The organism is Micromonospora sp. NPDC023814 (genome assembly GCF_040639595.1).
Lineage (GTDB): Bacteria > Actinomycetota > Actinomycetes > Mycobacteriales > Micromonosporaceae > Micromonospora.
This window is the reverse complement of the sequence record NZ_JBFAAF010000011.1, coordinates 53,579-73,616: the sequence shown is the minus strand read 5'-3', so window position 1 is coordinate 73,616 and position 20,038 is coordinate 53,579. Positions and strand designations below refer to the sequence as shown.

Below are 20,038 nucleotides of genomic sequence, written 5' to 3'. Positions count from 1 at the left end.
GATCTTGCCCCTGCCCTCCGGGTCGCGCCGGATTACCTCGGTTGCCTGGTCCGGCCGGCCGCGCCGCTGGGACGATCCGTAGGTGGGGGCGGAACCGCGCGAGTGCGTACCGGAGCGGCCGGTGGGGCGGCGCCGGGTGGACTGGCGGCAGTGGGCGCCGCTGACCCTGCTCACCCTGGCCGTGCTGGTCGGCGCCGGGTTATGGCTCGCCGGGCTGCCGGAGGCGGCCCAGCTGGTCTGGGCGGCGGTGACCCTGGTGGCACTGCTGCCGGCCACCTGGTCGACGCTGCGGCAGGTGTGGCGCCGGCAGTTCGGGGTGGACGTGATCGCCGTCCTGGCGCTGTTCGGCACGCTGCTGGTCCGCGAGTACCTGGCCGGCGCGGTGATCGCCGTGATGGTCGCCACCGGGCAGGCACTGGAGGACTACGCGCAGCGCCGGGCCAGCCGTGACCTGCGCGCGCTGCTGGAACGGGCACCCCGGCAGGCGCGGCGACGTACCCCGGACGGCGGGATCGAGGTTGTGCCCCTGGACCAGGTGGCGGTGGGAGATCGGCTCGTCGTCGGCCCCGGCGACGTGGTGCCGGTGGACGGGACAGTCGAGGAGGCCGCGACCCTGGACGAGTCGACGGTCACCGGCGAATCGCAGCTGGTCACCCGCTCCGCCGGTGAGCAGGTCGTCAGCGGTGTGGTCAACGCCGGCGCCGGGTTCGGGCTGCGGGCCGGCAAGAGCGCGGCAGAGAGCACGTACGCGGGCATCGTCCGGCTCGCGGAGGAGGCCACCGCGCACAAGGCCCCGATGGTTCGGCTCGCCGACCGGTACGCCGCCGCGTTCGTGCCGTTCACCCTAGTGCTGGCGGGGCTCGCCTGGCTGCTCAGCGGCCAGTTCCTGCGGGCGGTGGCGGTGCTGGTGGTGGCCACCCCCTGCCCGCTGCTGCTGGCCACCCCCATCGCGATCGTCTCCGGGCTGTCCCGGGTGGCCCGGCGCGGCGTACTGGTCCGCGACGGCGGGTCGCTGGAGCTGTTGGGCCGGGCCCGCACCCTGCTGATGGACAAGACCGGCACGCTCACCACCGGCCGCCCCCGTGCCGCCGAGACGGTGGTCGCGCCCGGCGGCGACCGGGACGAGGTGCTGCGGCTGGCCGCCTCCGTCGAGCAGCTCTCCCCGCACGTGTTTGCCGCCGCCCTGGTCCGGCAGGCCCGCGAGCAGGGGCTGCCGCTGGCCGAGCCGGCCGACGTCACCGAGGAACCGGGGCGCGGGGTTACCGGCCGGGTGGACGGCCGCCTGGTCCGAGTCGGGCAGCTCACCGGCGAACCACCCGAGTGGGCGCGTCGGGTGCACGAGCGCGCCGAAATGGCCGGCCGCTCCACTGTCTGGGTCAGCGAAGACCGCACCCCGCTCGGCGCGATCCTGCTGGAGGACCCGGTACGTCCCGACGCCCGGCGTACCGTGCGGCGGCTCCGGGAGGCCGGCCTCCGCCGGCTGATCATGGTCACCGGCGACCGGTCGGAGACCGCTCGGCAAGTGGCGCAGGCCGTCGGCGTGGACGACGTGATCGCCCAGTGCTCGCCGCAGGAGAAAGTGACCCGGGTCCGGGAGGAGTCCGGCCGGGCGATCACGGTGATGGTCGGCGACGGCGTCAACGACGCCCCGGCCCTGGCTGCGGCGCACGTGGGCGTGGCAATGGGCGCCACCGGGGCGACGGCGTCCGCCGACGTCGCCGACGCGGTGCTCACCGTGGACCGGCTGGACCGGCTCGCCGACGCGGTCGACATCGCCCGGTACGCGCGCCGCATCGCGGTGCAGAGCGCCACCGTCGGGATGGGCCTGGCCGTCGTCGCCATGATCGCCGCTGCGGCCGGCGGGCTGCCCCCGGTCGCCGGCGCCTTCCTCCAGGAGGGCATCGACGTGCTGGTGATCCTCAACGCGTTGCGCGCCCTCGGGGGCGGCCTGCGCCGCCGCGACGTCCCGCCGGAAACCCGGAAACTGCTCGACCGGTACGCCGGCGAGCACGGCGGGGTGCGGGACGTGCTGACCCGGCTGCGCGACACCGCCGACCTGGTGGCGACCCGCCCCGACGCGCTGGAGTGCGTGCCGGCGCTGCGCGACGTGCACCGCCGCCTGGTCGACGAGGTGCTGCCGCACGAGGCGGCCGAGGAACGCCACCTCTACCCGGCGTTGGCGGGCCCGCTCGGCAGCGACGACGCGACCTCGACGATGAGCCGCGCACACGTGGAGATCCACCGGCTCATGAACCGGATCGGCGGCCACCTGGCCCAGCACCCGGACGGCCGGCTGCGCCGCGAGGAGGTGCCCGACCTGCTGGCCGCCCTGTACGGCCTGGACGCCGTGCTCCGGCTCCACCTGGCCCAGGAAGAGGAGGACTACTTCTCCCTCAACCCGACCTATGCACCAGAAGGTTAGGGGTTCGAGTCTTTCGGTAAGTGCAGACGTCGTGGTCGACATGTTCCGCCCCGACCGGTGGGAGGTCCTCGGCGCTTGCTGGTCATGCGCCGCCCCGTCCCGCCGCTGGATCGCCAGGTCGGCGGGACGGGTGCGGCCGGGGTCAGCTGGTGAGGTCGCGCCGGTTGAACGCGGTGACGGCGACCAGCACGAGTACGGCGATTGTGGCGCAGAGGATGCCGAGGTCGGCCCATTGAAAGCCGTTTCGGAGCGGTTCGTTGCCGATGTAGTAGTGGAACGGGGAGGCGTAGCGGATTGCGTCGGCGCCGATCTGGCCGGCGAAGGTGTTCGCCGCGTACCCGAGGACACCGATGCCGGCGCTGCCGCCGAGCGCGGCGGCCCGGCTGCCGGTGACCGCGCCGATGGTGACGGCGATGGTGCCGAAGAGGGTGGCGAGCAGCGCCAGCGCTGTGCATTGGGCGGCGAACTGGTCCACGCGGATGGTGTCGAGCTGGGCGCTGCCGCGGACGGCGAGCATGGCGAGCAGGACGAGGCTGGCGAGGGTAGAGGCGCCGACGGCGAGCGCGCCGCAGCGGTGCAGCAGGAGCCGGGTACGGCTGACGGGGTGGGCGAGGAGCAGGTCGAGGTAGCCGGCCTCCTCGTCACCGGCGATGGCCCGGGAGCCGGTGGCGACACCGTAGCTGACGGCGATCAGGGGGAGAATGATGCCGAACACGCTGGAGCCGAGGTAGCCGGCGGCGCTGGCGATGTCTTCCATGTTGAGGGCGTCGCGCAGCGCGGGGGAGAAGCCCTCGACGGCTTGGCCCATCGCGCCGTTTGCGACCTGGGGGTAGAAGCCGGCGTACACGGTGCCGACCAGGGCGGTGCCGACGGCGAAGCCCGCGAGGCTGCGGCGGGAGTCCCAGAGGGTCTTGGTCAGGACGTTAGGCATGACTGGTCTCCTTGGCGCCGGTCTCGGCGGGGTCGGTCTGTCGGTAGTAGGCGAAGAAGAGTTCTTCGAGGTCGGGTTCGCTGGCGCGCAGGCTCGCGACTTGGTGGCGGGCGAGGACCCGGATCAGCGCGTCGGGGCCGGTGGCCAGGGCGAAGCGGGCGCTCGGGCCGTCGACGGTCAGGTCGGACACCCCGGGCAGTGCGGCGAGGGCCGCCTGGTCGATCGGGCCGGCGAAGGTGATCTCGAAGCGGTGCACGGCGTGGTCGCGGAGCCGGGCGACGGTGTCGAGGGCGACGAGGCGGCCCTCGCGGATGATGCCGACCCTGTCGGCGACCGCTTGGACCTCGGTCATGATGTGCGAGGACATGAAGACGGTCTGTCCGGCGGCTTTGGCCTCGCGGACGAGGTCCAGGAAGGTCTGCTGTACCAGTGGGTCCAGCCCGGAGGTCGGCTCGTCGAGAATCAGCAGGTCGGGTTCGTGCATGAAGGCCTGCACCAGGCCGACCTTCTGTCGGTTGCCCTTGGACAGCGTCCTGATTCGAGTGGACAGGTCCAGATCCAGGCGGGCGGCCAGGTCCGTTATGCGGGTCTTGGGAACCCCGCCACGCAGGTCGGCCAGGAAGGTCAGACACTCCCCGACCCGCTGGCGCGGGTCGACCACGAAGTCGCCGGCCAGGTAGCCGATCCGGTGGTGCAGCCCGACCGCGTGCTCGCGCGGGTCGCGGTCGAACAGCCGTGCCCGGCCGCTGGTGGGCCGGATCAGATCCAGCAGAAGCCGGATGGTGGTCGACTTCCCTGCCCCGTTCGGCCCAAGGTAGCCGAATACCTCGCCCTCGCTCACAGTCAGGTTGAGGTCGACCAACCCGCGGCGAGATCCGTACGTCTTGCTCAGCTTCTCCAGCCGAATCACGTCTCCCATGAGCCCGACAGTACCGAAGTTTCAGAAATCTCTGAAGGATTTGAAGTGTTAATCTCGTCAAGATGAGCGACGAGAGGACCCCGATGTCAGTGTTGAGTGATTCCGCGGAGCGCCTTGCCCTGACTCTCACCCAGGGGGGCATGCAGCGGATGACCGCGCGGGTGCTCGCGGCGCTACTCTTCACCGAACGGGACACACTCACGGCCGGTGAGATCACCGAGTTGCTGACCATCAGCTCCGGCAGCGTCTCGACGGCCTTGAAGTCACTCACCTCGGTCGGGCTGGTCGAGCGGGTTCCCGCCCCTGGCAGTCGTCGGGAGCACTTCCGCTTCCGTGAAGGTGCCTGGGCCATCCTGATGTCGGATCAGAACCAGTTGGTGAAGGTGATGCGCGAGGCTGCCGAGCAGGGCATCGCGGTCACGGGTGAGGACAGCGCGGCGCATCGCCGCCTAGTCGAAATGCGCGACTTCTACGACTATCTCTGGCGGGAGCTGCCCGCCCTGATCGACCGGTGGCGAGCGCAGCACCGGATTCAGTAGCTGTCGCGGCGAACGCGCCGTACGGGCCGTCCTGGGAGCAGATGACCCGCTGTCGCAGCCGATGCTGACCCCGACCCGGCTGGGGATCGCCGAATCGGAGCGGCTCATGCTCGGCACGGTGAAGTGGGTGAACACCCCGCAAACCGGTCAGCGGCGGGTGATCCAGGGCCGCTGCTGGTCGACCGGTGTGGCTGCTGCGGTGACGCGGATCGCGTAGACCGTGCCGGCCCCGGATGGTTGGCGGCCGAGCCAGGTGTGGCCGGTCAGGTGGCACCAGGCGGGTAGGTCGATGGGCGCGGCGGGGTCGGTGGCGATGACGTGCACGACGGTGCCCGGCGGGACGACGTCGATTTCCTTTCGCAGGCGGAGCAGGAGGGTGACGCAGAGAAGGCCGCTGCCGTCGACGGTGCGGACGGCAGGATCGGTGGGCGGGTTCATCGGATCCTCGTGGTGGCGGTGATAGCGGGCAGGATGGTGAGGGACACGAGGCCGCCGACGAGCGCCAGGAGCGGACAGCCGGCGGCGGAGACGACCAGGCCGGAGGCCAGGCCGCCGGTGGCGCCGGCGACAGCGATCGACACGTCCACCATGCCCTGGGTCCTGGCCCGGTTGGCCAGGGGCACCGCGTCGGTGATCATCGCGGTGCCGGCGACGAGGCCGAAGTTCCAGCCCAGTCCGAGTAGGGCGAGGGCGATGGCGAGCAGGCCGACGGAGTCGCCCGGAGCGGCGGCGGCGAGGACCCCGGCAGCCAGGGTGATGCTTCCCCAAGGCGGACGTCGCCTCCGCGCTCGACGGGTTCAACTCCTTCCACCCTCTCGGGCGTACTGGAGACCCCGACGACGTCGCCGCCACGGTGGCATTCCTGCTGTCGGGCCAGACCGGCTGGGTCACCGGCGCGGTCTGGGACGTCGACGGCGGCGTCATGGCCGGGCGCAACTAGCCCCGGCCCCGTGGACCATGCCGCACGCCTGGCGTACCGGTGTCAGGCGGTGTCGGGCTGCCGCAGCGGCACAAGCAACGCCGCGGGCGTCCTGCGGCGGTGCCTTGCCGCCTCGTTCGGCGCACTGCGCGAACCGCAGCCGGCGCCTTCGACCAGCATCAGGCGGGCGGCGCGGCGCGGCGAGTGGTCACCTGCCCAGCTGTCGCAGGTCGAAACCGTAGGTGTCGCCCACGTGCGAGCGGAGGGCCTCGGCGAAGCCCTGGGCGTCGTCGGCGCGTAGGCAGGCGATGAGGTCCTCGTGTTCGGCGATGATGGCTTCGCAGCGGGCCAGGAGGGTCTCGCCGTAGCTCAAGAGCAGGAAGCGCTGACGGTCGGCGAGTCGGTCGTTGAGTTCGAGCATCACCAGATTGCCGCCGACCTCGACGAAGGAGCGATGGAAGGCGATCGTGAGCTCGATGAAGCAGTTCACGTCGCCGTCGGCGAGTGCTTGCTTCTGTTGGTCGATCTCCTGCTCAAGGCGTGCGGCGAGGGCCAGCCGGCGCTCCGGTGTGGCGCGCTGCACCGCCCTGGCCTCGAGCATGAGCCGGGCGTCGGCGAGATCCTCTGCGACCTTTTCGCTCATCCTGCGCACGAGAGCGCCGCGCTTGGGGTACACGGTGATCCAGCCCTCGTCCTGGAGCCGGGCCAGGGCGGCTCGCACAGGGGTGCGACTGACGCCGAGCTCGGCGGCGAGACTGGCTTCGCCGAGCATCGTGTCGGGTTTGTGTGCTCCGTTGAGGATGCCTGCACGGATGGCCGCGTAGGCGCGCTCGGAGGCGCTCTCTGTCGTCGACATGGGAACCATCTTCTCCGGACCGGAGTGGGTGCCGGTAACCGCCGCGGCTACCGCGCTACTCGCCCCCGTGCTGGTCGGGGGACGTGTGCTGTTCGCAGACCGCTGACCGCCGGCGGTGGACGAGCCACGTGGCCGCAAGGACGAGAAGGGCGGCCAGGACGATGGCCAGATCGGAAATGCGCGAGGCGCCATCCAGAGCGCGGGATTCGACGGTGAACTGCTGGGAGGTGTCGAGGATGCCGCTGAGCGAGGCGGTGCCGTCGGTGACGACGAGCAGGACGCCCAGGCCGATGCCCAGGCCCCCGCTCACGATCTGAGTCCAGGTATTGGTCCACCGGCCGATGCGGAGCTGGCGGGGACGCACCAGGCGGCGCACCCACGGCACTCTCGACCAGGCGATCGCCAGCACGAACAGCGGGACGGCCATACCGAAGGCGAACACGGCCAGGACAATCCCACCGTAGAGCGGGTCGCCGCCGAGCGCGGCCAGGGCCAGTACGGAGCCGAGAACAGGGCCCGCGCACACGCCGGCCAACCCGTAGACGGTGCCGAGGAGGAACACCGACGCAGTCGAAGTGGTCTCCCCGGCGGAGGCGCGGCCGAAGGCCGGCAGGGAGACGCCTGCGACCTGCACCAGCCCCAGCACAATCACGACGCCAGCGGCGAGGGTCACCAGAAGAGCGCGGTGCTCGCTGATGACCGCACCCAGACTCCCGGCGAGAACCCCGATGGGCACGAGGGTCGTCAGCAGGCCCAAGTAGAACACCGTGGTGCGGGCAACCAGCCGAGTGGGGTTGACGAAGGCGTAGGCGAAGAAGGCCGGCAGCAGCATCACCGAGCACGGGCTCAGCAAGGTGAGGACGCCTCCGACGAGGGCTCCGGCCAGGCCGATGCTCACCGCGGGCCAGCCTTCGCGAGCTGAGAGTCGAGAAGCTGCCGGAACGCGGCGAGGGGCTGAGCGCCGGACAGTGCCTGGTCGCCGGCGACGAAGAACGGGACGCTGGTGATCCCCAGTTGATGGGCGTCGCTGGTGGCGGCATTCGCCGCGTCGCGCAGATCCTTGCGGTCGAGGTCGCTCTCGAATGCCGCCATGTCGGGGACACCAGCAGATTGGGCGAACGCGATCAGCTTCTTGCGGGACAGGTCAGGATGCTTGTTCTCTGGGGCGGCGCCGTAGACCGCGGCCAGGTACTGCATGAAGCGGCCCTGCTCGGCTGCGGCGCGCAGCGCGACGGCGGCGTCGACCGATTGGTCGCCGAAGAAGGCCACGTCACGGAACTCGTAGCGAACCTTTCCGGTGTCGACGTAGTCCTTGAGCAGCGCTGGCAGGGTCTGCTGGGCGAACAGGGCGCAGTAGGGGCAGCGTAGGTCCGCGAACTCGACCAGGACCACCGGCGCATCGACGTCGCCGACGGCGAGGGGGTCCTTCGGATCGCGTAACGCGATGGGGTCTGCCGCGTCCGTACCGCCGGACGGGGTTCCGGCGGTGCCGTTCGTCGCCGACCGTGCGGCACCCGTCTTACCGCTGCCGGACCCGGCAATGGCCACGACGAGGAGGAACACGGCCGCGACGGCGAGCGCCACGTTGAGCCTGCGGGCGTTGCGCAGCCGCCGCTTCAGAACCTGCATCGACGCCGAGGAGGAGGACGAGGAAGATCGGGTAGCAGACACACATCTAGGATACATGCTGTGCACATGTGGAATACCTAGTGGGTGGGCGGTGCGGACGCGCCAGAAGGCCGCTTCGAGCGGCTCTGGAAAGGGTGGCACGGGCCCCGAACGCGATGAGACGCAGAGCCGGCGCTGGGCGCTGAGGATCCGCGGATCCTCAGCGCCCAGCCCGAGAACTGCTCGGCGGTCCGGGACGGCTACTCGCAGCCCAGGGCCTCCTTGTACCCGACGGGCGGGCTTCCGGCGGCCACCTTGTCGGCGGTCTCCCAGAACACCTCCGGCCAGTCGCCCTCGTCGTTCATCTGGTGTAGCACCTTCCACTTGTGGCTACTGCGCAACGCGTCCGCGGCCCGCTGGAGGGCGGCGTCGTCGCCGGCCTCCTTCGCCCGCAGCCATTCGGCGATCCATCCGCAGCCGATCCGGCTGGTCACCTTGGCACCGAACTGGTAGGCGTCGTTGGTGCCGAGGCCGTTCAGTGCGGCGATGTCGAAGCCTGGAGGGAGCGGCACGTCGGCGAGCACCTTGGCCGCCTGCTCGTTCACCCGCTCCGGTGTGACGATCTCGGCCGGAAGCGCGGCCAGCCAGGTGCGGGCGTCGACGCGGACCACGTCGGCGACAACGCGATCGAACTCGCTCCGCGTCCAGGCGCTCCCGGTACGCAGTTCGACGAAGGAACCGTCGCGGGGACGGAGCATGACGGCGAAGTCGCTCGCGCTGTACCGGAACAGGTCGGCCGGCCAGCCGTCGACCTTCACCGGTTCCGGCTTGCTGACCTGGAGCCGATCCTTGTGGTAGTCGTCGTACTGGGCGGCCGGGTACCAGTTCATCTCCAGTCGCCGTCCGCCGTTGCTGAACGCGATGGTGCCCTCCTTCTCGGCGAACCCGTAGACGGTGGTCGCCTTCCAGCCAGGCTGGTCGATCAGCAGCCGCGGGTTCTCCTCGGCCGCCTTGAGCACCATCGCCGAATACGCGGCCGGGTCCGTCGCTCCGGAGGTGATCGGCGGGGTCGCCGGGTGCCCTTCCGGCTGATCGACTTCCATGATCGAGACGGCCAGGACACCGGCGAGAAGGGTGGCCGCGACGCCTGCGCCGGCGAGCCCGCTCATCATGCCGCGGCGCGCCCGGGGGCGTTTGCCGGGCGGCTCGGCGACGGGTCCGAGGGTCGGCACGGACATGATTTCCTCCAAGAGGTTCTGCGCGGCCCCGTCGAGGTGCCTGATGACACCGGGTCGGTACGGGTCGGCGTCTCGGACCATCCGGCCGAGGTGCTCGTCGGTCATCTGCCCTCCTCCGAGGTGCGTGCTGCCATGACGTCGAGTACATGTCCGGGCGGGCCGAGGTCGTCACCGACGAGATCTCGCAATCGGGCCCGGGCACGTGACAGCCGGGTACGGACCGCAGCCGGGCTGACGTGAAGGACCGCAGCGGCCTCGCGCGGCTCCAGGCCCTCCCAGAAGGTCAGCATCAACACCTCGCGATCCAACTCACCCAGGCGGGCCAGCGCGGCCCGGACCGTGAGCCGTTCGGGCACCTCGCTGCCCGGGTCGACGGCGACGGCGACCCTGAGTCGTTGCCGCAACCGTTCACCGAGCCGATCCCGGCGCACTCCGCCGCGGTGGTGGTTGGCCAGCACCCGTCGGGCCACGCCGTACAGCCACAGCCGAACCTCAGCCTCCGGCGGCATGTCACGGCTGCGCCGCCAGGCGACGAGAAACGTCTCGGCGACCACGTCCGCCGCGTCTTCGGGCTGCTCGACGCGCCGCATGGCGTACGCCAGCAGCGGCTCGAAGTTCGCCGCGTAGACGCGTCGGAAGCGGTCCTCGTGCTCGGTCCCCGAACCCACGTGTACTCCATGTCCGGGCGAGCGCCCATCGTGACAGGCTCGACCCGGAAATCGCGGCGCTCGCCGGGCCGACCTCGATTCGGGTCCCGCCGAGGCGGCACGGGGATGGCGCGTACGAGGCGGTCAGGTGTGCAGCGCCGTGGTCAGCAGGTCGTACGTGGCCTTGTCGAAGGCGACGAGGCGTACCTGCCCGACCTCGGTGGGCGTGGCCTGGATCGTGGTCACGGCGATCGCCGCCGCCCGGTCGGCCGGGAACCCGTAGACGCCGGTGGCGATGGCCGGGAACGCGACGCTGCGGGCGCCGATGCTGTCGGCGACCTCGAGACAGCGCCGGTAGCACGACGCCAGGACGTCGGTCTCCCCGTGGCCGCCGCCCTCCCACACCGGGCCGACCGTGTGGATGACGTGTCGTACCGGTGGGTCCAGGTCGAACGCCGGAGTGGCCACCGCGTCGCCCGGCTCGCACGGCGCCAGCGCGGCGCCCGCCTGGGCGAGCCGTGGCCCGGCCGCGCGGTGGATCGCCCCGTCGACGCCGCCGCCACCGAGCAGCGACTCGTTCGCCGCGGTGACGATCGCGTCGACGTCCTCGTCCGTGATGTCACCCAGTACGACCTCGATCAAGGGCATGCCCCGATCCTGCCACCGTGCATGGCCGGCGACCTCGGTATCGCAGACCGGCTGACGGAGCTGGCGTGCGAGAAGGGTTTCAGCCGACGGGCCCGACGGCTCCACTCAGGTCGCCGGCCTCGGTGCGGTGGCCTTCGGCGCGGCTCGCCGGCAGCACCGTGGGGGCGGGCCCGGTCGAGTCGCGGACCACCAGGAGGTGGCCGGTCGACCGGCGGCGGGGACGGGTCGACCTGGGCTTGAGCGCGAGCGACAGCGCCATCCGCCCCATGTCGGTCATCGGCAGCCGGATGGTGGTGAGGCTGGGGGCGAGGTCGGCGGCGACGGAGACATCGTCGAACCCGACGACCGACATCCGCTCGGGCACGGGGATGCGGTGCGCCCGCAGCGTCGACAGCACGCCGATGGCCATCGCGTCGTTGAGCGCGATGATCGCGGTGGTCCGGGGGTGGTCGCGCACGATCCGTTCGGCGGCGACCCGGCCGCCGTCGCGGGTGAAGTCGGAGTGCACGACGGGAAGGTCGTCGAGGGAGAGCCCGTGCTGCCGCAGGGCGGTCGCCACGCCGGCGAGGCGGTCGGCGACGGTGGTGAGCCCGGCCGTGCCGGCTGCGACGGCGATGTGGCGGTGCCTGAGGTCCAGCAGGTGCTCGGCGAGGGCGCGGCCGCCGGCCTCGTTGTCGGGCAGGACCGCGTCGACGCCGAGGGCGTGCCGGCCGATGACGGCGACCCGGCCGCCCTGGCTCTGGAACTCCGCGAGCTCCGCGCGGGCCTCGGCCTCGATCCGGGCGTCGTCGTAGCCCGATCCGGCGACCAGGATGATGCCGACCCGCTGCGCGATGAGGTGGCGCAGTTGCCGTAGCTCCGCGTCCGGGTCCCGGCCGGAGTGGCAGATCTGCACCAGCAGCCCCTCCTCGGCGGCCACCTGGATGACCCCGCCGGCGATCTCCGAGAAGTAGGGGTCGTCGACCTGGTGCACGACCAGCCCGACCGTCGAGCTCGCGCCGCCGGCGAGGGTGCGGGCGTACGGGTTGGCGACGTAGCCCAGCTCCTGGGCGACCTGCCGGACGCGCCCCGCGACCTCCTCGCTGACCCCGTCCCGTCCGGCGAGGGCGCGGGACGCGGTCGCCAGAGAGACACCCGCGCGCTCCGCCACGTCGATCAGCCGCAGTCTCGGGCCTGGCCTGGGCATCGGCAACTCCCTGGAAACATCGATGTCAGCTGACTATTGCCAGTGACGCAAACCACAGCCTAGTCTACGGAAGCGCTTTCGCAAGCGCTTCCGTCCCGGCAAAGGAGCGTCTCGGGATGACAACCCGTTTGAAGCGAATCCAGTGGATGACAGCACTCGGCGCGACCCTCACCCTCACCCTCGCGCTCGCGGCCTGTGGTGGTGGCGGTGGCGGGGGCTCCTCCGACGCCGACGATCCGATCGTCGTGGGGATCTCCCTTCCCCTGACCGGGGACTTCTCCGAACCGGGCAAGGGTGTCCAGCGTGGCTACGAGGCCTGGGCCAAAATCACCAATGACAAGGGCGGCCTCCTGGGCCGCAAGGTCGAGCTGAAGATCCTCGACGACCAGTCCAACGCGGACCGGGTGGTCGCCGACTACGAGCAGCTGATCGGCAAGGACAACGTGGACCTCGTGGTGGGCCCGTTCTCGACCCGTCTCGTCGTGCCCGCGGCCCGGGTCGCCGAGGAGTACGGCATGCTCTTCGTCGAGCCGGCGGGCGCGGCGAAGGAGGTCTTCGAGCAGGGCTTCAAGAACCTGTTCTACGCCGCCCCGGCGGTGGCGAACGACCACTACAACCACCTGGCCGAGTACATCCTGGCACTGCCGCCCGACCAGCGGCCGAAGACCGCGGCGTACGCGGCCATGGACGACCCGTTCGCGCAGGGCACGGCGTACGGACTGAAGGAGAAGCTCGAAGCGGGCGGCGTCCGCACCGTCGTCGACGAGGTCTACCCGCCGAACACCACCGACTTCGGCAGCATCGCCGCGAAGATCGCGTCGTCCAGGGCCGACCTCGTGGTGGGCGGCTCCCAGTACCAGGACGGCGTGAACCTGATCGTCGCCCTCCAGCAGCTCAGGTACCAGCCGAAGCTGGCGGCCTTCTCCACCGCCCCGACGAACCCCGAGTTCGCCGCGGCGATCGGCAACAAGACCGAGGGGATCCTCTCGCCGACCGGGTACACGCAGGACGCGCCGTACCCGAGCAACAAGGAGTTCGTCGAGAAGTACACCGCGCAGTTCGGCTCGCCGCCGGAGGAGGACGAGGCCAACGCGTACACGACCGGGCAGGTCGTCGCGGCGGCGATCACCGCGGTGGGCTGCGCCGAGCAGGGTGAGTGCCAGAAGAAGCTGGTCGACTGGATCCGCGGCAACACCGTCGAGACGGTGGTCGGCCCGCTGTCCTGGGACGAGACGGGCAAGCCCAAGGGCGCCCACATGATCCAGCAGTGGGTGGGCGGCAAGATCCAGATCGTGCTGCCGGCCGACGCCAAGGAGACCGACCTCGTCTACCCGAAGCCGGCCTGGTAGGACGACATGCCCTCCGGTGCCCTGCTCTTCCAGAGCGTCATCCTGGGTCTGCTGCTGGGAGGGCTCTACGCCCTCCTGGCAGCGGGACTCACCCTCTACTTCGGAATCATGCGGGTCGTGATGATCGCCCACTCGGCGTTCCTCATCCTCGCCGCGTACCTCGCCTGGTGGTCCCACACCCGGCTGGGCGTCGATCCGCTGCTGTCGATGATCGCCACCGTGCCGCTCTTCTTCGCCTGCGGCGTCCTGCTGCAGCGGCTGCTCCTGGCCCGGCTGCGCCCGGCCACGCTGACCATGATGTCGGTGCTGCTGACCTTCGCGATCGCGGTCGCCATCGAGGGTCTGCTCGGCTACGCGTTCGACGGCACCCAGCGGCGGGTCCAGCTCGGCTACGGCTCGGCGAGCTTCGGGATCCTCGGTGCCCGGGTCGCGGTGGTCAAGCTGATCGCGTTCGGCCTCGCCGCCGTCGCCCTGGCCACCCTCTACCTGCTGATGAAGAAGACCACCTTCGGCTGGGCCCTGCGGGCGACCATCCAGCACCGCGACGCGGCGCGCCTGGTGGGCATCGAGACCGAGCGGGTGGCCGGGTACGGCTTCGGCCTCGGCCTCGCCACCGCGGCCGTCGGCGGTACGGCCCTGGCCCTCGACACCACCATCTACCCGTCGCTGCACTGGCACTGGATCGGCCCGCTGATGGCCATCATCGTGGTGGGCGGGCTGGGCAGCGTACCCGGTGCCGCGATGGCCGCGATGGTGCTCGGCATGCTGCAGAGCCTGCTGCAGATCCCGCTCGGCACGACCTGGGCGCAGACCATCTTCTACCTGGCCCTGTTCGCGACGCTGGCGTTCCGGCCACAAGGTTTCTTCGGAGGTCGCCTTGCCCAGCGCTTCTGACCCGACGACGGTGGCCGTCCCGCCGGCCGGGGCGGTGACCGCGCGGCGCAGCCTCGACCGGGTCCTCCAGGTGACGGCGATCGTGCTGCTCGCCGCGGCGGTGCTGGCCTTCCCGTCCCTGGCACCCAACCCGTACGTCCTCTCGGCGGGCGTCGTGGTGCTCAACTACGCGGTGCTCTCGACGTCGTGGAACTTCGTCGGCGGGTTCACCGGGTACATCTCCCTCGGCCACGGCGCCCTCGCCGGGCTCGGCGGCTACGGGACCGCCCTGCTGGTCACGAAGGCCGGCCTGCCGAGCTTCGTGGCCCTCGCGGTGGCGGCCCTGCTGGTGGCCGCCCTCGCCGTACCGATCGGCTTCGCCGCGCTGCGGGTCCGCGGCGCGTCGTTCGTCATCGTCTCGATCGCGCTGGTGCTGATCCTGCTGCTGGTCTTCCAGAGCTGGGCATCGCTCACCGGCGGGTCACGCGGCCTGGTCGTGCCGCGCCCGTTCCCGGACCTGCTCCGTCCGGAGCACCACCGGGTGTTCTACTACCTGTTCACCGGCCTGCTCGCGCTGGCCCTGCTGGCCTGGTGGGTCGTCGACCGCTCCCGGTTCGGCCTCGGGCTGAAGGCCATCCGGGAGGACGAGGACAAGGCGGAGGCGCTGGGCACCCCGACCTTCGCGTACAAGCTGGTGGTGTTCGTGGTCTCGGCGGGGTTCACCGCCCTGGGCGGCGGGCTCTACGCGCTCTGGTTCGGCGACCTCGACCCGGTGTTCCAGTTCTCCATCCTCACCGGCTCGTACCTGGTGCTGATGGCGCTGCTTGGCGGCGTCCGGAACCTGTTCGGCCCGCTGGTCGGCGCGCTGGTGGTCGGCATCGGCCTGGAGTACTTCAAGGTGGAGTTCGGCGACACCCAGCTGCACCTGGTCGCGACGGGCCTGCTGCTCGCGCTGGTCGTGCTCTTCATGCCCGACGGCGTGCTGCCGGCGATCGGTTCCCTGCTCGGCCGGATGCGGCCGGCGCAGAACTCGATCCGCGAGATCACGGCCGCGCAGCTGCGCCAGCAGCGTGCCACGGCCGCCGGCGCACCGGTCGCCCGGGAACCGGTGGACGCCGCCGCCGGCACCGCCGGTACGCGGGCCCAGTCGACGGAGGAGCGGGCATGAGCGAGGTACGAGGGTTGGCCACCGCCGGGCTCACCAAGGCGTTCGGTGGCGTGGTGGCGCTCGACGGCGCGACCGTCGCGTTCCAGCCCGGCAAGGTCAACGCACTGATCGGGCCGAACGGGTCCGGCAAGACGACCTTCTTCAACTGCGTCACCGGGATGATCCGGCCGGACGGCGGACAGGTCACCTACCGCGGGCGGGACATCACCGGCGCGGCCCCGCACCGCATCGTCCACGCCGGCGTCGGCCGTACGTTCCAGCTGTGCCGCGTCTTTCCCCGGATGACGGCGTTGGACAACGTCCTCGCGGCCATGCGCCCGACCGGCCTGACCGGCCTGCTACGTGGCGCCCGCGCCCACGCGGAGGTCGAGCGTGCCCGGGGCTGGCTCACCCGCCTCGGCATCGAGCACCTGGCCGACGTGGAGGCGCGCAACATGTCCTGGGGCCAGCAGAAGCTGCTGGAACTCGCCGGTGTGCTGATGAGCGACCCGGAAACCGTCCTGCTCGACGAGCCGGCCGGCGGCGTCAACCCGGCACTGCTGGACCGGATCGGCACCCTGGTCCGCGAACTCAACGCCGAGGGGCGCACGTTCGTGATCGTCGAGCACAACATGGACCTCGTGATGAGCGTCAGCGACCACATCGTGGTGTTCGACCGCGGCCGCCCGATCGCCGAGGGTCCGCCGTCGCTCATCCGCTCCGACGAACGCGTCCTGGGGGCCTACCTTGGCGTCTGAAATCGAACTCGTCGACATCCAGGCCGGCTACGGGCGCGCCGCGCCGGTGCTGCGCGGCCTGACCGTCTCGGTGCCCGCGGGCCAGATCGTCTGCCTGGTCGGCCCCAACGGCGCCGGGAAGTCCACCGTCCTGAAGGTCGCCAGCGGGCTGCTCAGGCCCCGCTCCGGGAGGATCCTCGTCGGCGGCGTGGACGTGACCGGCCAGGGGCCGCAGCGGATGCTCGCCTCCGGCGTCGCACACGTCCTGCAGGGGCACAGCGTCTTCCGCGAGATGACCGTGGCCGAGAACGTCCTGCTGGGCGGCTACACGTTGAAGGACAAGGCGTTGATCGCCGAACGGACGGCCTTCGTCAAGGAGGTCTTCCCGGTCGTCGCGCAGCGCTGGAACTCGCTGGCCGGACTGCTCTCCGGCGGGCAGCAGAAGCAGGTGGAGTTCGCCCGGTCGCTCATGGTCGATCCCAAGGTCGTGCTCCTCGACGAGCCGTCCATGGGTCTGGACCCGAAGGCGACGACCACCGTGTTCGAACAGGTCGTGCGAATGCGCGACGCCGGTACGGCGGTGCTGCTCGTGGAGCAGAACGCCCGGCGGGCGCTGGAGACGGCCGACCTCGGCTGCGTGCTCGACCTCGGGCGCGTGCACATCTCCGGGCCGGCGCCGCAACTGTTGGCCGACCCGCAGCTCGGCGAGCTGTACCTCGGCGGACGGCCCGCCGAGCCGACGGCACCGCCGAAGCGGTAACAGACCCCGACGTGACAGCGGCACACAGAGTTGGAGCGTGGGCACGTAAGCGCTTCCGGAAGCGGTTGCGTACTCCCGCCGGAGCTGAAACGAGGTGTATCGCGAATGACCAGAACGAGACGGCTCGCCGTCGCCACCGCCGCCGTACTGGCGACCGGTGTGCTGGCGGGCGCCGGGGCACCACCGGCCCAGGCCGACCGGAGCAACCCGCGCGACGTCCATCCCCACCTGCGATCGAGCCTGGTCGCCTTCTACGACTTCGACCACCCGGCGGAGGGTGACGCGGCGCTCGAGCGGGACCTGGGCCGCTCCGGCACCGAGATCGAACTCGTCAACGGCGGCGCCGACATGCGCGTGGCCGAGCACGCCTACCCGGGCAGCGGCAACGCGTTGCAGACCCGGCAGGTGAACCCCGCCCAGGCCGGCAACGACGACTGGAAGGCGGGCACCTGGTCGGCCAGCGGCGTACGCACCCTGCGCCCCTTCGCCGGCACCCAGGGCACCACCGTGATGGGCTGGTTCAAGATGGAGATGGACGCCCCGGCGCCCAACTCCACCACCGCCAACCCGGCCGACCGGTTCAACGCGATCGGGCTGGCCGGCGTGCTGACCGGCGACTCGGACGGCCACGGCGTCCGGGCGCTGCTGGAGCTCATCGACGTCAACGGCGAACTGCGGCTGGTCGCGCTCGGCCGGCGCCTCGACGGGGGCAACTCGCAGACCTTCGCGGCGAGGGAGGACTGGCGAACACTGCTGCCGAAGGGGGAGTGGGTCCACCTCGCGGCCACCTTCGACTTCAACACCGGCGCGCTGGCGCTCTACCGCAACGGCCAGCCGGTGGACGGCTTCTACACCCGCACCGACGACCCGTGGCTCGTGTCCGGCCCCGGCCCGCACGTCACCACCGCCTCGGACCCGCGAGGCATCAAGATCGGCGGGAGCTTCCCGCAGGACACGCTGGAGCGCAACCCGTGCGACTGCCGCATGGACGCCCTGATGTTCCTCGACACCGTCGTCTCGGCGTCCGACGTCGAGAAGCAGTATCGCCACATGGCCCGCTGACCACCCTCCGCACCGCTTCACCGGGAAGGAGACCCGCGTGCGCAGCATCCGCAAGACCCGCAGATCCGCGCTGACGGCCGGGCTGACCGCCGCCACCCTCGTCCTGTCCACCCTGGTGGTCGGCCCCGTCCGGGCCGCCGACCCCGTCTACGACCCGGTCGTCGAGATGCCCAGCCAGTCCCGGCTCGGACTGGTCCTGACCGAGTACGCCAGCTTCCCGCAGTCGTTCCCCATCCCGGCACCGACCGACCAGCGGCTGATGCGTACCGCCCGCATCAACACCATCATGGAGCTGCCCGACGGCTCCGGCCGGCGTGCCGTGCCGGACCTCAACGGCCACCTCTACCTGGTCAGGGACGGCGTGCCGCACGTCTACCTGGACGTCGCCGACACCTTCGCGCCGCAGTTCTTCTCCGGCCGCGGGCTCGGCCAGGGCTTCGGCTACGTCGCGTTCCACCCCGAGTTCGGCACCAACGGCCGCTTCTACACCATCCACACCGAACAGGCGTCGCTGGCCACCAAGGCACCGGACCACGCCCAGGCCAACAGCATCTTCCACGGCGTGATCACCGAGTGGACGGCGACCGACCCGGCCGCCGACACGTTCTCCGGCAGCCGGCGCGAGCTGCTGCGGATCGGCTTCGCCGGCCAGGTCCACGGCATCCAGGAGATCAACTTCAACCCCACGGCGCGGCCCGGCCAGCGCGACTACGGGCTGCTGTATCTGGCCGTCGGCGACGGCGGCACCGGCGTACGCAACACCGAGCCGCAGAACCTGGGCATGGTGCACGGCAAGCTGCTGCGTATCGACCCGCAGGGCACCGACTCGGCCAACGGGCAGTACGGCATCCCGGCGGACAACCCGTTCGTCGGCCGGGCCGACGCCCTGGGTGAGGTCTACGCGGTCGGGTTCCGCGACCCGCACCGGTTCAGCTGGGACCCGGCCACCGGCCGGATGTTCCTCGGCCACATCGGCGAGCACGCCATCGAGGCGATCTACGAGGTGCGCGCCGGTGACAACTTCGGCTGGAGCGAGCGCGAGGGCGCGTTCGTCTTCAACAAGGCGGGGCGCGCCTGCGACAAGCTCCTGCCGCTGCTGCCGGACGACGCCGACTTCGGCTACACGTACCCGGTCGCGGCGTACGACCACAACCCGGCGCCCGGCTGGAACTGCACCTCCGACGTCGGTGTCGCGGTGGCCGGCGGGTTCGTCTACCGCGGCAACGAGCTGCCCGCGCTGAAGGGCAAGTACGTCTTCGGCGATCTGGTCGACGGGCAGGTCCTCTACACCGAGGCGAACGAGATGCGGCAGGGCCACGAGATGGCCACGATCCACCGCCTCGCGCTCTTCACCGCCGCCGGCGAGCCGGTGCGCATGCAGGACCTCTCCGGCCCCGGTGCCCCGGGCAACCCGGAGCGGGTCGACCTGCGTTTCGGCACCGACGCCGCCGGCGGGCTCTACCTCCTCGCCAAGGCCAACGGGAAGATCTGGAAGGTGACCGGAACCCGGGAGTTCGCGGGCGGCGACGTCGGCGGCACCAAGCTGCACAAGCCCTCGGGCCCGGACGGCTGGGCGCCGGTGACCCCGTCGAAGTGGCAGTTCGACCGTGACGAGGTGATCCTCGCCGAGGCGGGCGTGAGCCGGCCCGGCCCGCGCCGCCCGTTCGAGTACGCGGTGGTGACCGACGGGCCGGAGTGGTCGTCCGTGGAGATCCAGGCCGACGTCCGGCTCGACACGCCGGTCGAGGTGAGCAACCGGGACGTGATCATCGTCTTCGGCTGGCGCTCGGACACCGAGTTCTACTACGCCCACCTGTCGACCGACAACACGATCCTGCCGCACAACGGCATCTTCAAGGTCAACAACGCCGACCGGCAGCGCATCGACCACCAGTGGAACGGCCGGTCACGCGGCGCGAACCCGGCGATCGTCGACGCCGACTGGCACAAGGTGCGCGTCGTGCACCTGCCGGCCACCGGCGAGATCGCGGTCTACCTGGACGGGAAGAAGGACCCGCTGATGACCGCGAAGGACACCACGTTCGGCACCGGACGGGTCGGCTTCGGCTCGTTCGACAACATCGGCCGGCTGCGTCACCTGACGGTGACCGGAACCCCGGCCTGAACCGGTCCGGCGGGGACGACGGCAGGGCCGCCATCCCCGCCGGGAACGGGCAGTGTGCGGCACCCGGCCGGC

General features: G+C 71.2%; 20 protein-coding genes and 1 pseudogene. 10 read left to right on the top strand and 11 right to left on the bottom strand.

All coding sequences use genetic code 11. The features are described from left to right. Nucleotides 1-82 precede the first annotated feature (82 nt). Nucleotides 83-2,422 (top strand): heavy metal translocating P-type ATPase, encoded by a 2,340-nt coding sequence (locus AB0G14_RS08390; protein WP_357695064.1) that lies wholly within the window; start codon nucleotides 83-85, stop codon nucleotides 2,420-2,422. A 142-nt stretch (nucleotides 2,423-2,564) separates the two neighbouring features. On the opposite strand, the gene AB0G14_RS08385 is transcribed toward AB0G14_RS08390, so the two are convergent. Together AB0G14_RS08385 and AB0G14_RS08380 are read right to left on the bottom strand one after the other, a co-directional pair. Beyond that, nucleotides 2,565-3,353: an ABC transporter permease subunit gene (locus AB0G14_RS08385; protein ID WP_357695062.1), complete on the bottom strand. Its 789-nt coding sequence runs from the start codon at nucleotides 3,351-3,353 to the stop codon at nucleotides 2,565-2,567. Continuing rightward, a complete protein-coding gene (locus tag AB0G14_RS08380; RefSeq protein WP_357695060.1) occupies nucleotides 3,346-4,272 on the bottom strand; it encodes an ABC transporter ATP-binding protein in 927 nt (308 codons plus the stop codon). Before AB0G14_RS08380 ends, AB0G14_RS08385 begins: the two co-directional genes overlap by 8 nt. 62 nt (nucleotides 4,273-4,334) lie before the next feature. Between AB0G14_RS08380 and AB0G14_RS08375 the strand changes: the two genes are divergently transcribed. Next, nucleotides 4,335-4,811: a MarR family transcriptional regulator gene (locus AB0G14_RS08375; protein WP_357695058.1), complete on the top strand. Its 477-nt coding sequence runs from the start codon at nucleotides 4,335-4,337 to the stop codon at nucleotides 4,809-4,811. Between the two features lie 147 nt (nucleotides 4,812-4,958). Here AB0G14_RS08375 and AB0G14_RS08370 read toward each other — a convergent pair whose 3' ends face one another. Together AB0G14_RS08370 and AB0G14_RS08365 are read right to left on the bottom strand one after the other, a co-directional pair. Then, nucleotides 4,959-5,249, bottom strand: coding sequence for a sulfurtransferase TusA family protein (locus tag AB0G14_RS08370; protein ID WP_357695056.1), 291 nt, complete (start codon nucleotides 5,247-5,249; stop codon nucleotides 4,959-4,961). Continuing rightward, a complete protein-coding gene (locus AB0G14_RS08365; RefSeq protein ID WP_357695180.1) occupies nucleotides 5,246-5,563 on the bottom strand; it encodes a hypothetical protein in 318 nt (105 codons plus the stop codon). Before AB0G14_RS08365 ends, AB0G14_RS08370 begins: the two co-directional genes overlap by 4 nt. Nucleotides 5,564-5,574: 11 nt before the next feature. Here AB0G14_RS08365 and AB0G14_RS08360 point away from each other — a divergent pair. Then, nucleotides 5,575-5,751: pseudogene (locus AB0G14_RS08360) on the top strand (SDR family oxidoreductase); the annotation flags it as partial. A 187-nt stretch (nucleotides 5,752-5,938) separates the two neighbouring features. Here AB0G14_RS08360 and AB0G14_RS08355 read toward each other — a convergent pair. The 7 genes from AB0G14_RS08355 to AB0G14_RS08325 all read right to left on the bottom strand — a co-directional run bounded on the left by AB0G14_RS08355 (nucleotide 5,939) and on the right by AB0G14_RS08325 (nucleotide 11,913). After that, a complete protein-coding gene (locus tag AB0G14_RS08355; protein WP_357695054.1) occupies nucleotides 5,939-6,586 on the bottom strand; it encodes a GntR family transcriptional regulator in 648 nt (215 codons plus the stop codon). 55 nt (nucleotides 6,587-6,641) lie between these two features. Beyond that, nucleotides 6,642-7,484, bottom strand: coding sequence for a cytochrome c biogenesis CcdA family protein (locus tag AB0G14_RS08350; protein ID WP_357695052.1), 843 nt, complete (start codon nucleotides 7,482-7,484; stop codon nucleotides 6,642-6,644). Then, a complete protein-coding gene (locus AB0G14_RS08345; protein ID WP_357695050.1) occupies nucleotides 7,481-8,215 on the bottom strand; it encodes a thioredoxin domain-containing protein in 735 nt (244 codons plus the stop codon). Before AB0G14_RS08345 ends, AB0G14_RS08350 begins: the two co-directional genes overlap by 4 nt. A 239-nt stretch (nucleotides 8,216-8,454) precedes the next feature. After that, the gene (locus AB0G14_RS08340) at nucleotides 8,455-9,537 is read right to left on the bottom strand and encodes a hypothetical protein (protein WP_357695048.1); all 1,083 of its coding nucleotides are present in this window, start codon (nucleotides 9,535-9,537) and stop codon (nucleotides 8,455-8,457) included. Further along, nucleotides 9,534-10,100 carry an RNA polymerase sigma factor gene (locus AB0G14_RS08335; RefSeq protein ID WP_357695046.1) on the bottom strand — a complete coding sequence of 189 codons (567 nt, stop codon included), beginning with the start codon at nucleotides 10,098-10,100 and terminating at the stop codon, nucleotides 9,534-9,536. The genes AB0G14_RS08340 and AB0G14_RS08335 overlap by 4 nt, the downstream gene beginning before the upstream one ends. A 123-nt stretch (nucleotides 10,101-10,223) precedes the next feature. Further along, entirely contained in the window at nucleotides 10,224-10,727 is a 504-nt protein-coding gene (locus tag AB0G14_RS08330) for an O-acetyl-ADP-ribose deacetylase (RefSeq protein ID WP_357695044.1), read from the bottom strand. A 79-nt stretch (nucleotides 10,728-10,806) separates the two neighbouring features. Then, nucleotides 10,807-11,913, bottom strand: a complete 1,107-nt coding sequence (locus AB0G14_RS08325; protein WP_357695042.1) for a LacI family DNA-binding transcriptional regulator — start codon at nucleotides 11,911-11,913, stop codon at nucleotides 10,807-10,809. Nucleotides 11,914-12,029: 116 nt separating this feature from the next. Between AB0G14_RS08325 and AB0G14_RS08320 the strand changes: the two genes are divergently transcribed. The 7 genes from AB0G14_RS08320 to AB0G14_RS08290 all read left to right on the top strand — a co-directional run bounded on the left by AB0G14_RS08320 (nucleotide 12,030) and on the right by AB0G14_RS08290 (nucleotide 19,966). Continuing rightward, a complete protein-coding gene (locus AB0G14_RS08320) occupies nucleotides 12,030-13,262 on the top strand; it encodes an amino acid ABC transporter substrate-binding protein (RefSeq protein ID WP_357695040.1) in 1,233 nt (410 codons plus the stop codon). A gap of 6 nt (nucleotides 13,263-13,268) precedes the next feature. Then, nucleotides 13,269-14,156 carry a branched-chain amino acid ABC transporter permease gene (locus AB0G14_RS08315; RefSeq protein WP_357695038.1) on the top strand — a complete coding sequence of 296 codons (888 nt, stop codon included), beginning with the start codon at nucleotides 13,269-13,271 and terminating at the stop codon, nucleotides 14,154-14,156. Further along, complete coding sequence (locus tag AB0G14_RS08310; RefSeq protein WP_357695036.1) at nucleotides 14,140-15,303, top strand: branched-chain amino acid ABC transporter permease; 1,164 nt, start codon at nucleotides 14,140-14,142, stop codon at nucleotides 15,301-15,303. Before AB0G14_RS08315 ends, AB0G14_RS08310 begins: the two co-directional genes overlap by 17 nt. Beyond that, on the top strand, nucleotides 15,300-16,040 hold the full coding sequence (locus tag AB0G14_RS08305) for an ABC transporter ATP-binding protein (protein ID WP_357695034.1): 741 nt from the start codon (nucleotides 15,300-15,302) through the stop codon (nucleotides 16,038-16,040). The genes AB0G14_RS08310 and AB0G14_RS08305 overlap by 4 nt, the downstream gene beginning before the upstream one ends. Then, on the top strand, nucleotides 16,030-16,779 hold the full coding sequence (locus tag AB0G14_RS08300; protein ID WP_357695032.1) for an ABC transporter ATP-binding protein: 750 nt from the start codon (nucleotides 16,030-16,032) through the stop codon (nucleotides 16,777-16,779). The genes AB0G14_RS08305 and AB0G14_RS08300 overlap by 11 nt, the downstream gene beginning before the upstream one ends. A 105-nt stretch (nucleotides 16,780-16,884) precedes the next feature. After that, entirely contained in the window at nucleotides 16,885-17,841 is a 957-nt protein-coding gene (locus AB0G14_RS08295; RefSeq protein WP_357695030.1) for a LamG-like jellyroll fold domain-containing protein, read from the top strand. A 37-nt stretch (nucleotides 17,842-17,878) separates the two neighbouring features. Continuing rightward, nucleotides 17,879-19,966, top strand: a complete 2,088-nt coding sequence (locus tag AB0G14_RS08290) for a PQQ-dependent sugar dehydrogenase (protein WP_357695028.1) — start codon at nucleotides 17,879-17,881, stop codon at nucleotides 19,964-19,966. Nucleotides 19,967-20,038: the final 72 nt, after the last annotated feature.

What these genes read in the sequence shown, in the direction of transcription:
- AB0G14_RS08325 (WP_357695042.1), bottom strand. Translation starts at nt 11,913, where the DNA reads ATGCCCAGGCCAGGCCCGAGACTGCGGCTGATCGACGTGGCGGAGCGC.
- AB0G14_RS08315 (WP_357695038.1), top strand. Translation starts at nt 13,269, where the DNA reads ATGCCCTCCGGTGCCCTGCTCTTCCAGAGCGTCATCCTGGGTCTGCTG.
- AB0G14_RS08385 (WP_357695062.1), bottom strand. Translation starts at nt 3,353, where the DNA reads ATGCCTAACGTCCTGACCAAGACCCTCTGGGACTCCCGCCGCAGCCTC.
- AB0G14_RS08380 (WP_357695060.1), bottom strand. Translation starts at nt 4,272, where the DNA reads ATGGGAGACGTGATTCGGCTGGAGAAGCTGAGCAAGACGTACGGATCT.
- AB0G14_RS08370 (WP_357695056.1), bottom strand. Translation starts at nt 5,249, where the DNA reads ATGAACCCGCCCACCGATCCTGCCGTCCGCACCGTCGACGGCAGCGGC.
- AB0G14_RS08375 (WP_357695058.1), top strand. Translation starts at nt 4,335, where the DNA reads ATGAGCGACGAGAGGACCCCGATGTCAGTGTTGAGTGATTCCGCGGAG.
- AB0G14_RS08345 (WP_357695050.1), bottom strand. Translation starts at nt 8,215, where the DNA reads ATGCAGGTTCTGAAGCGGCGGCTGCGCAACGCCCGCAGGCTCAACGTG.
- AB0G14_RS08330 (WP_357695044.1), bottom strand. Translation starts at nt 10,727, where the DNA reads ATGCCCTTGATCGAGGTCGTACTGGGTGACATCACGGACGAGGACGTC.
- AB0G14_RS08305 (WP_357695034.1), top strand. Translation starts at nt 15,300, where the DNA reads ATGAGCGAGGTACGAGGGTTGGCCACCGCCGGGCTCACCAAGGCGTTC.
- AB0G14_RS08355 (WP_357695054.1), bottom strand. Translation starts at nt 6,586, where the DNA reads ATGTCGACGACAGAGAGCGCCTCCGAGCGCGCCTACGCGGCCATCCGT.
- AB0G14_RS08295 (WP_357695030.1), top strand. Translation starts at nt 16,885, where the DNA reads ATGACCAGAACGAGACGGCTCGCCGTCGCCACCGCCGCCGTACTGGCG.
- AB0G14_RS08320 (WP_357695040.1), top strand. Translation starts at nt 12,030, where the DNA reads ATGACAACCCGTTTGAAGCGAATCCAGTGGATGACAGCACTCGGCGCG.
- AB0G14_RS08340 (WP_357695048.1), bottom strand. Translation starts at nt 9,537, where the DNA reads ATGACCGACGAGCACCTCGGCCGGATGGTCCGAGACGCCGACCCGTAC.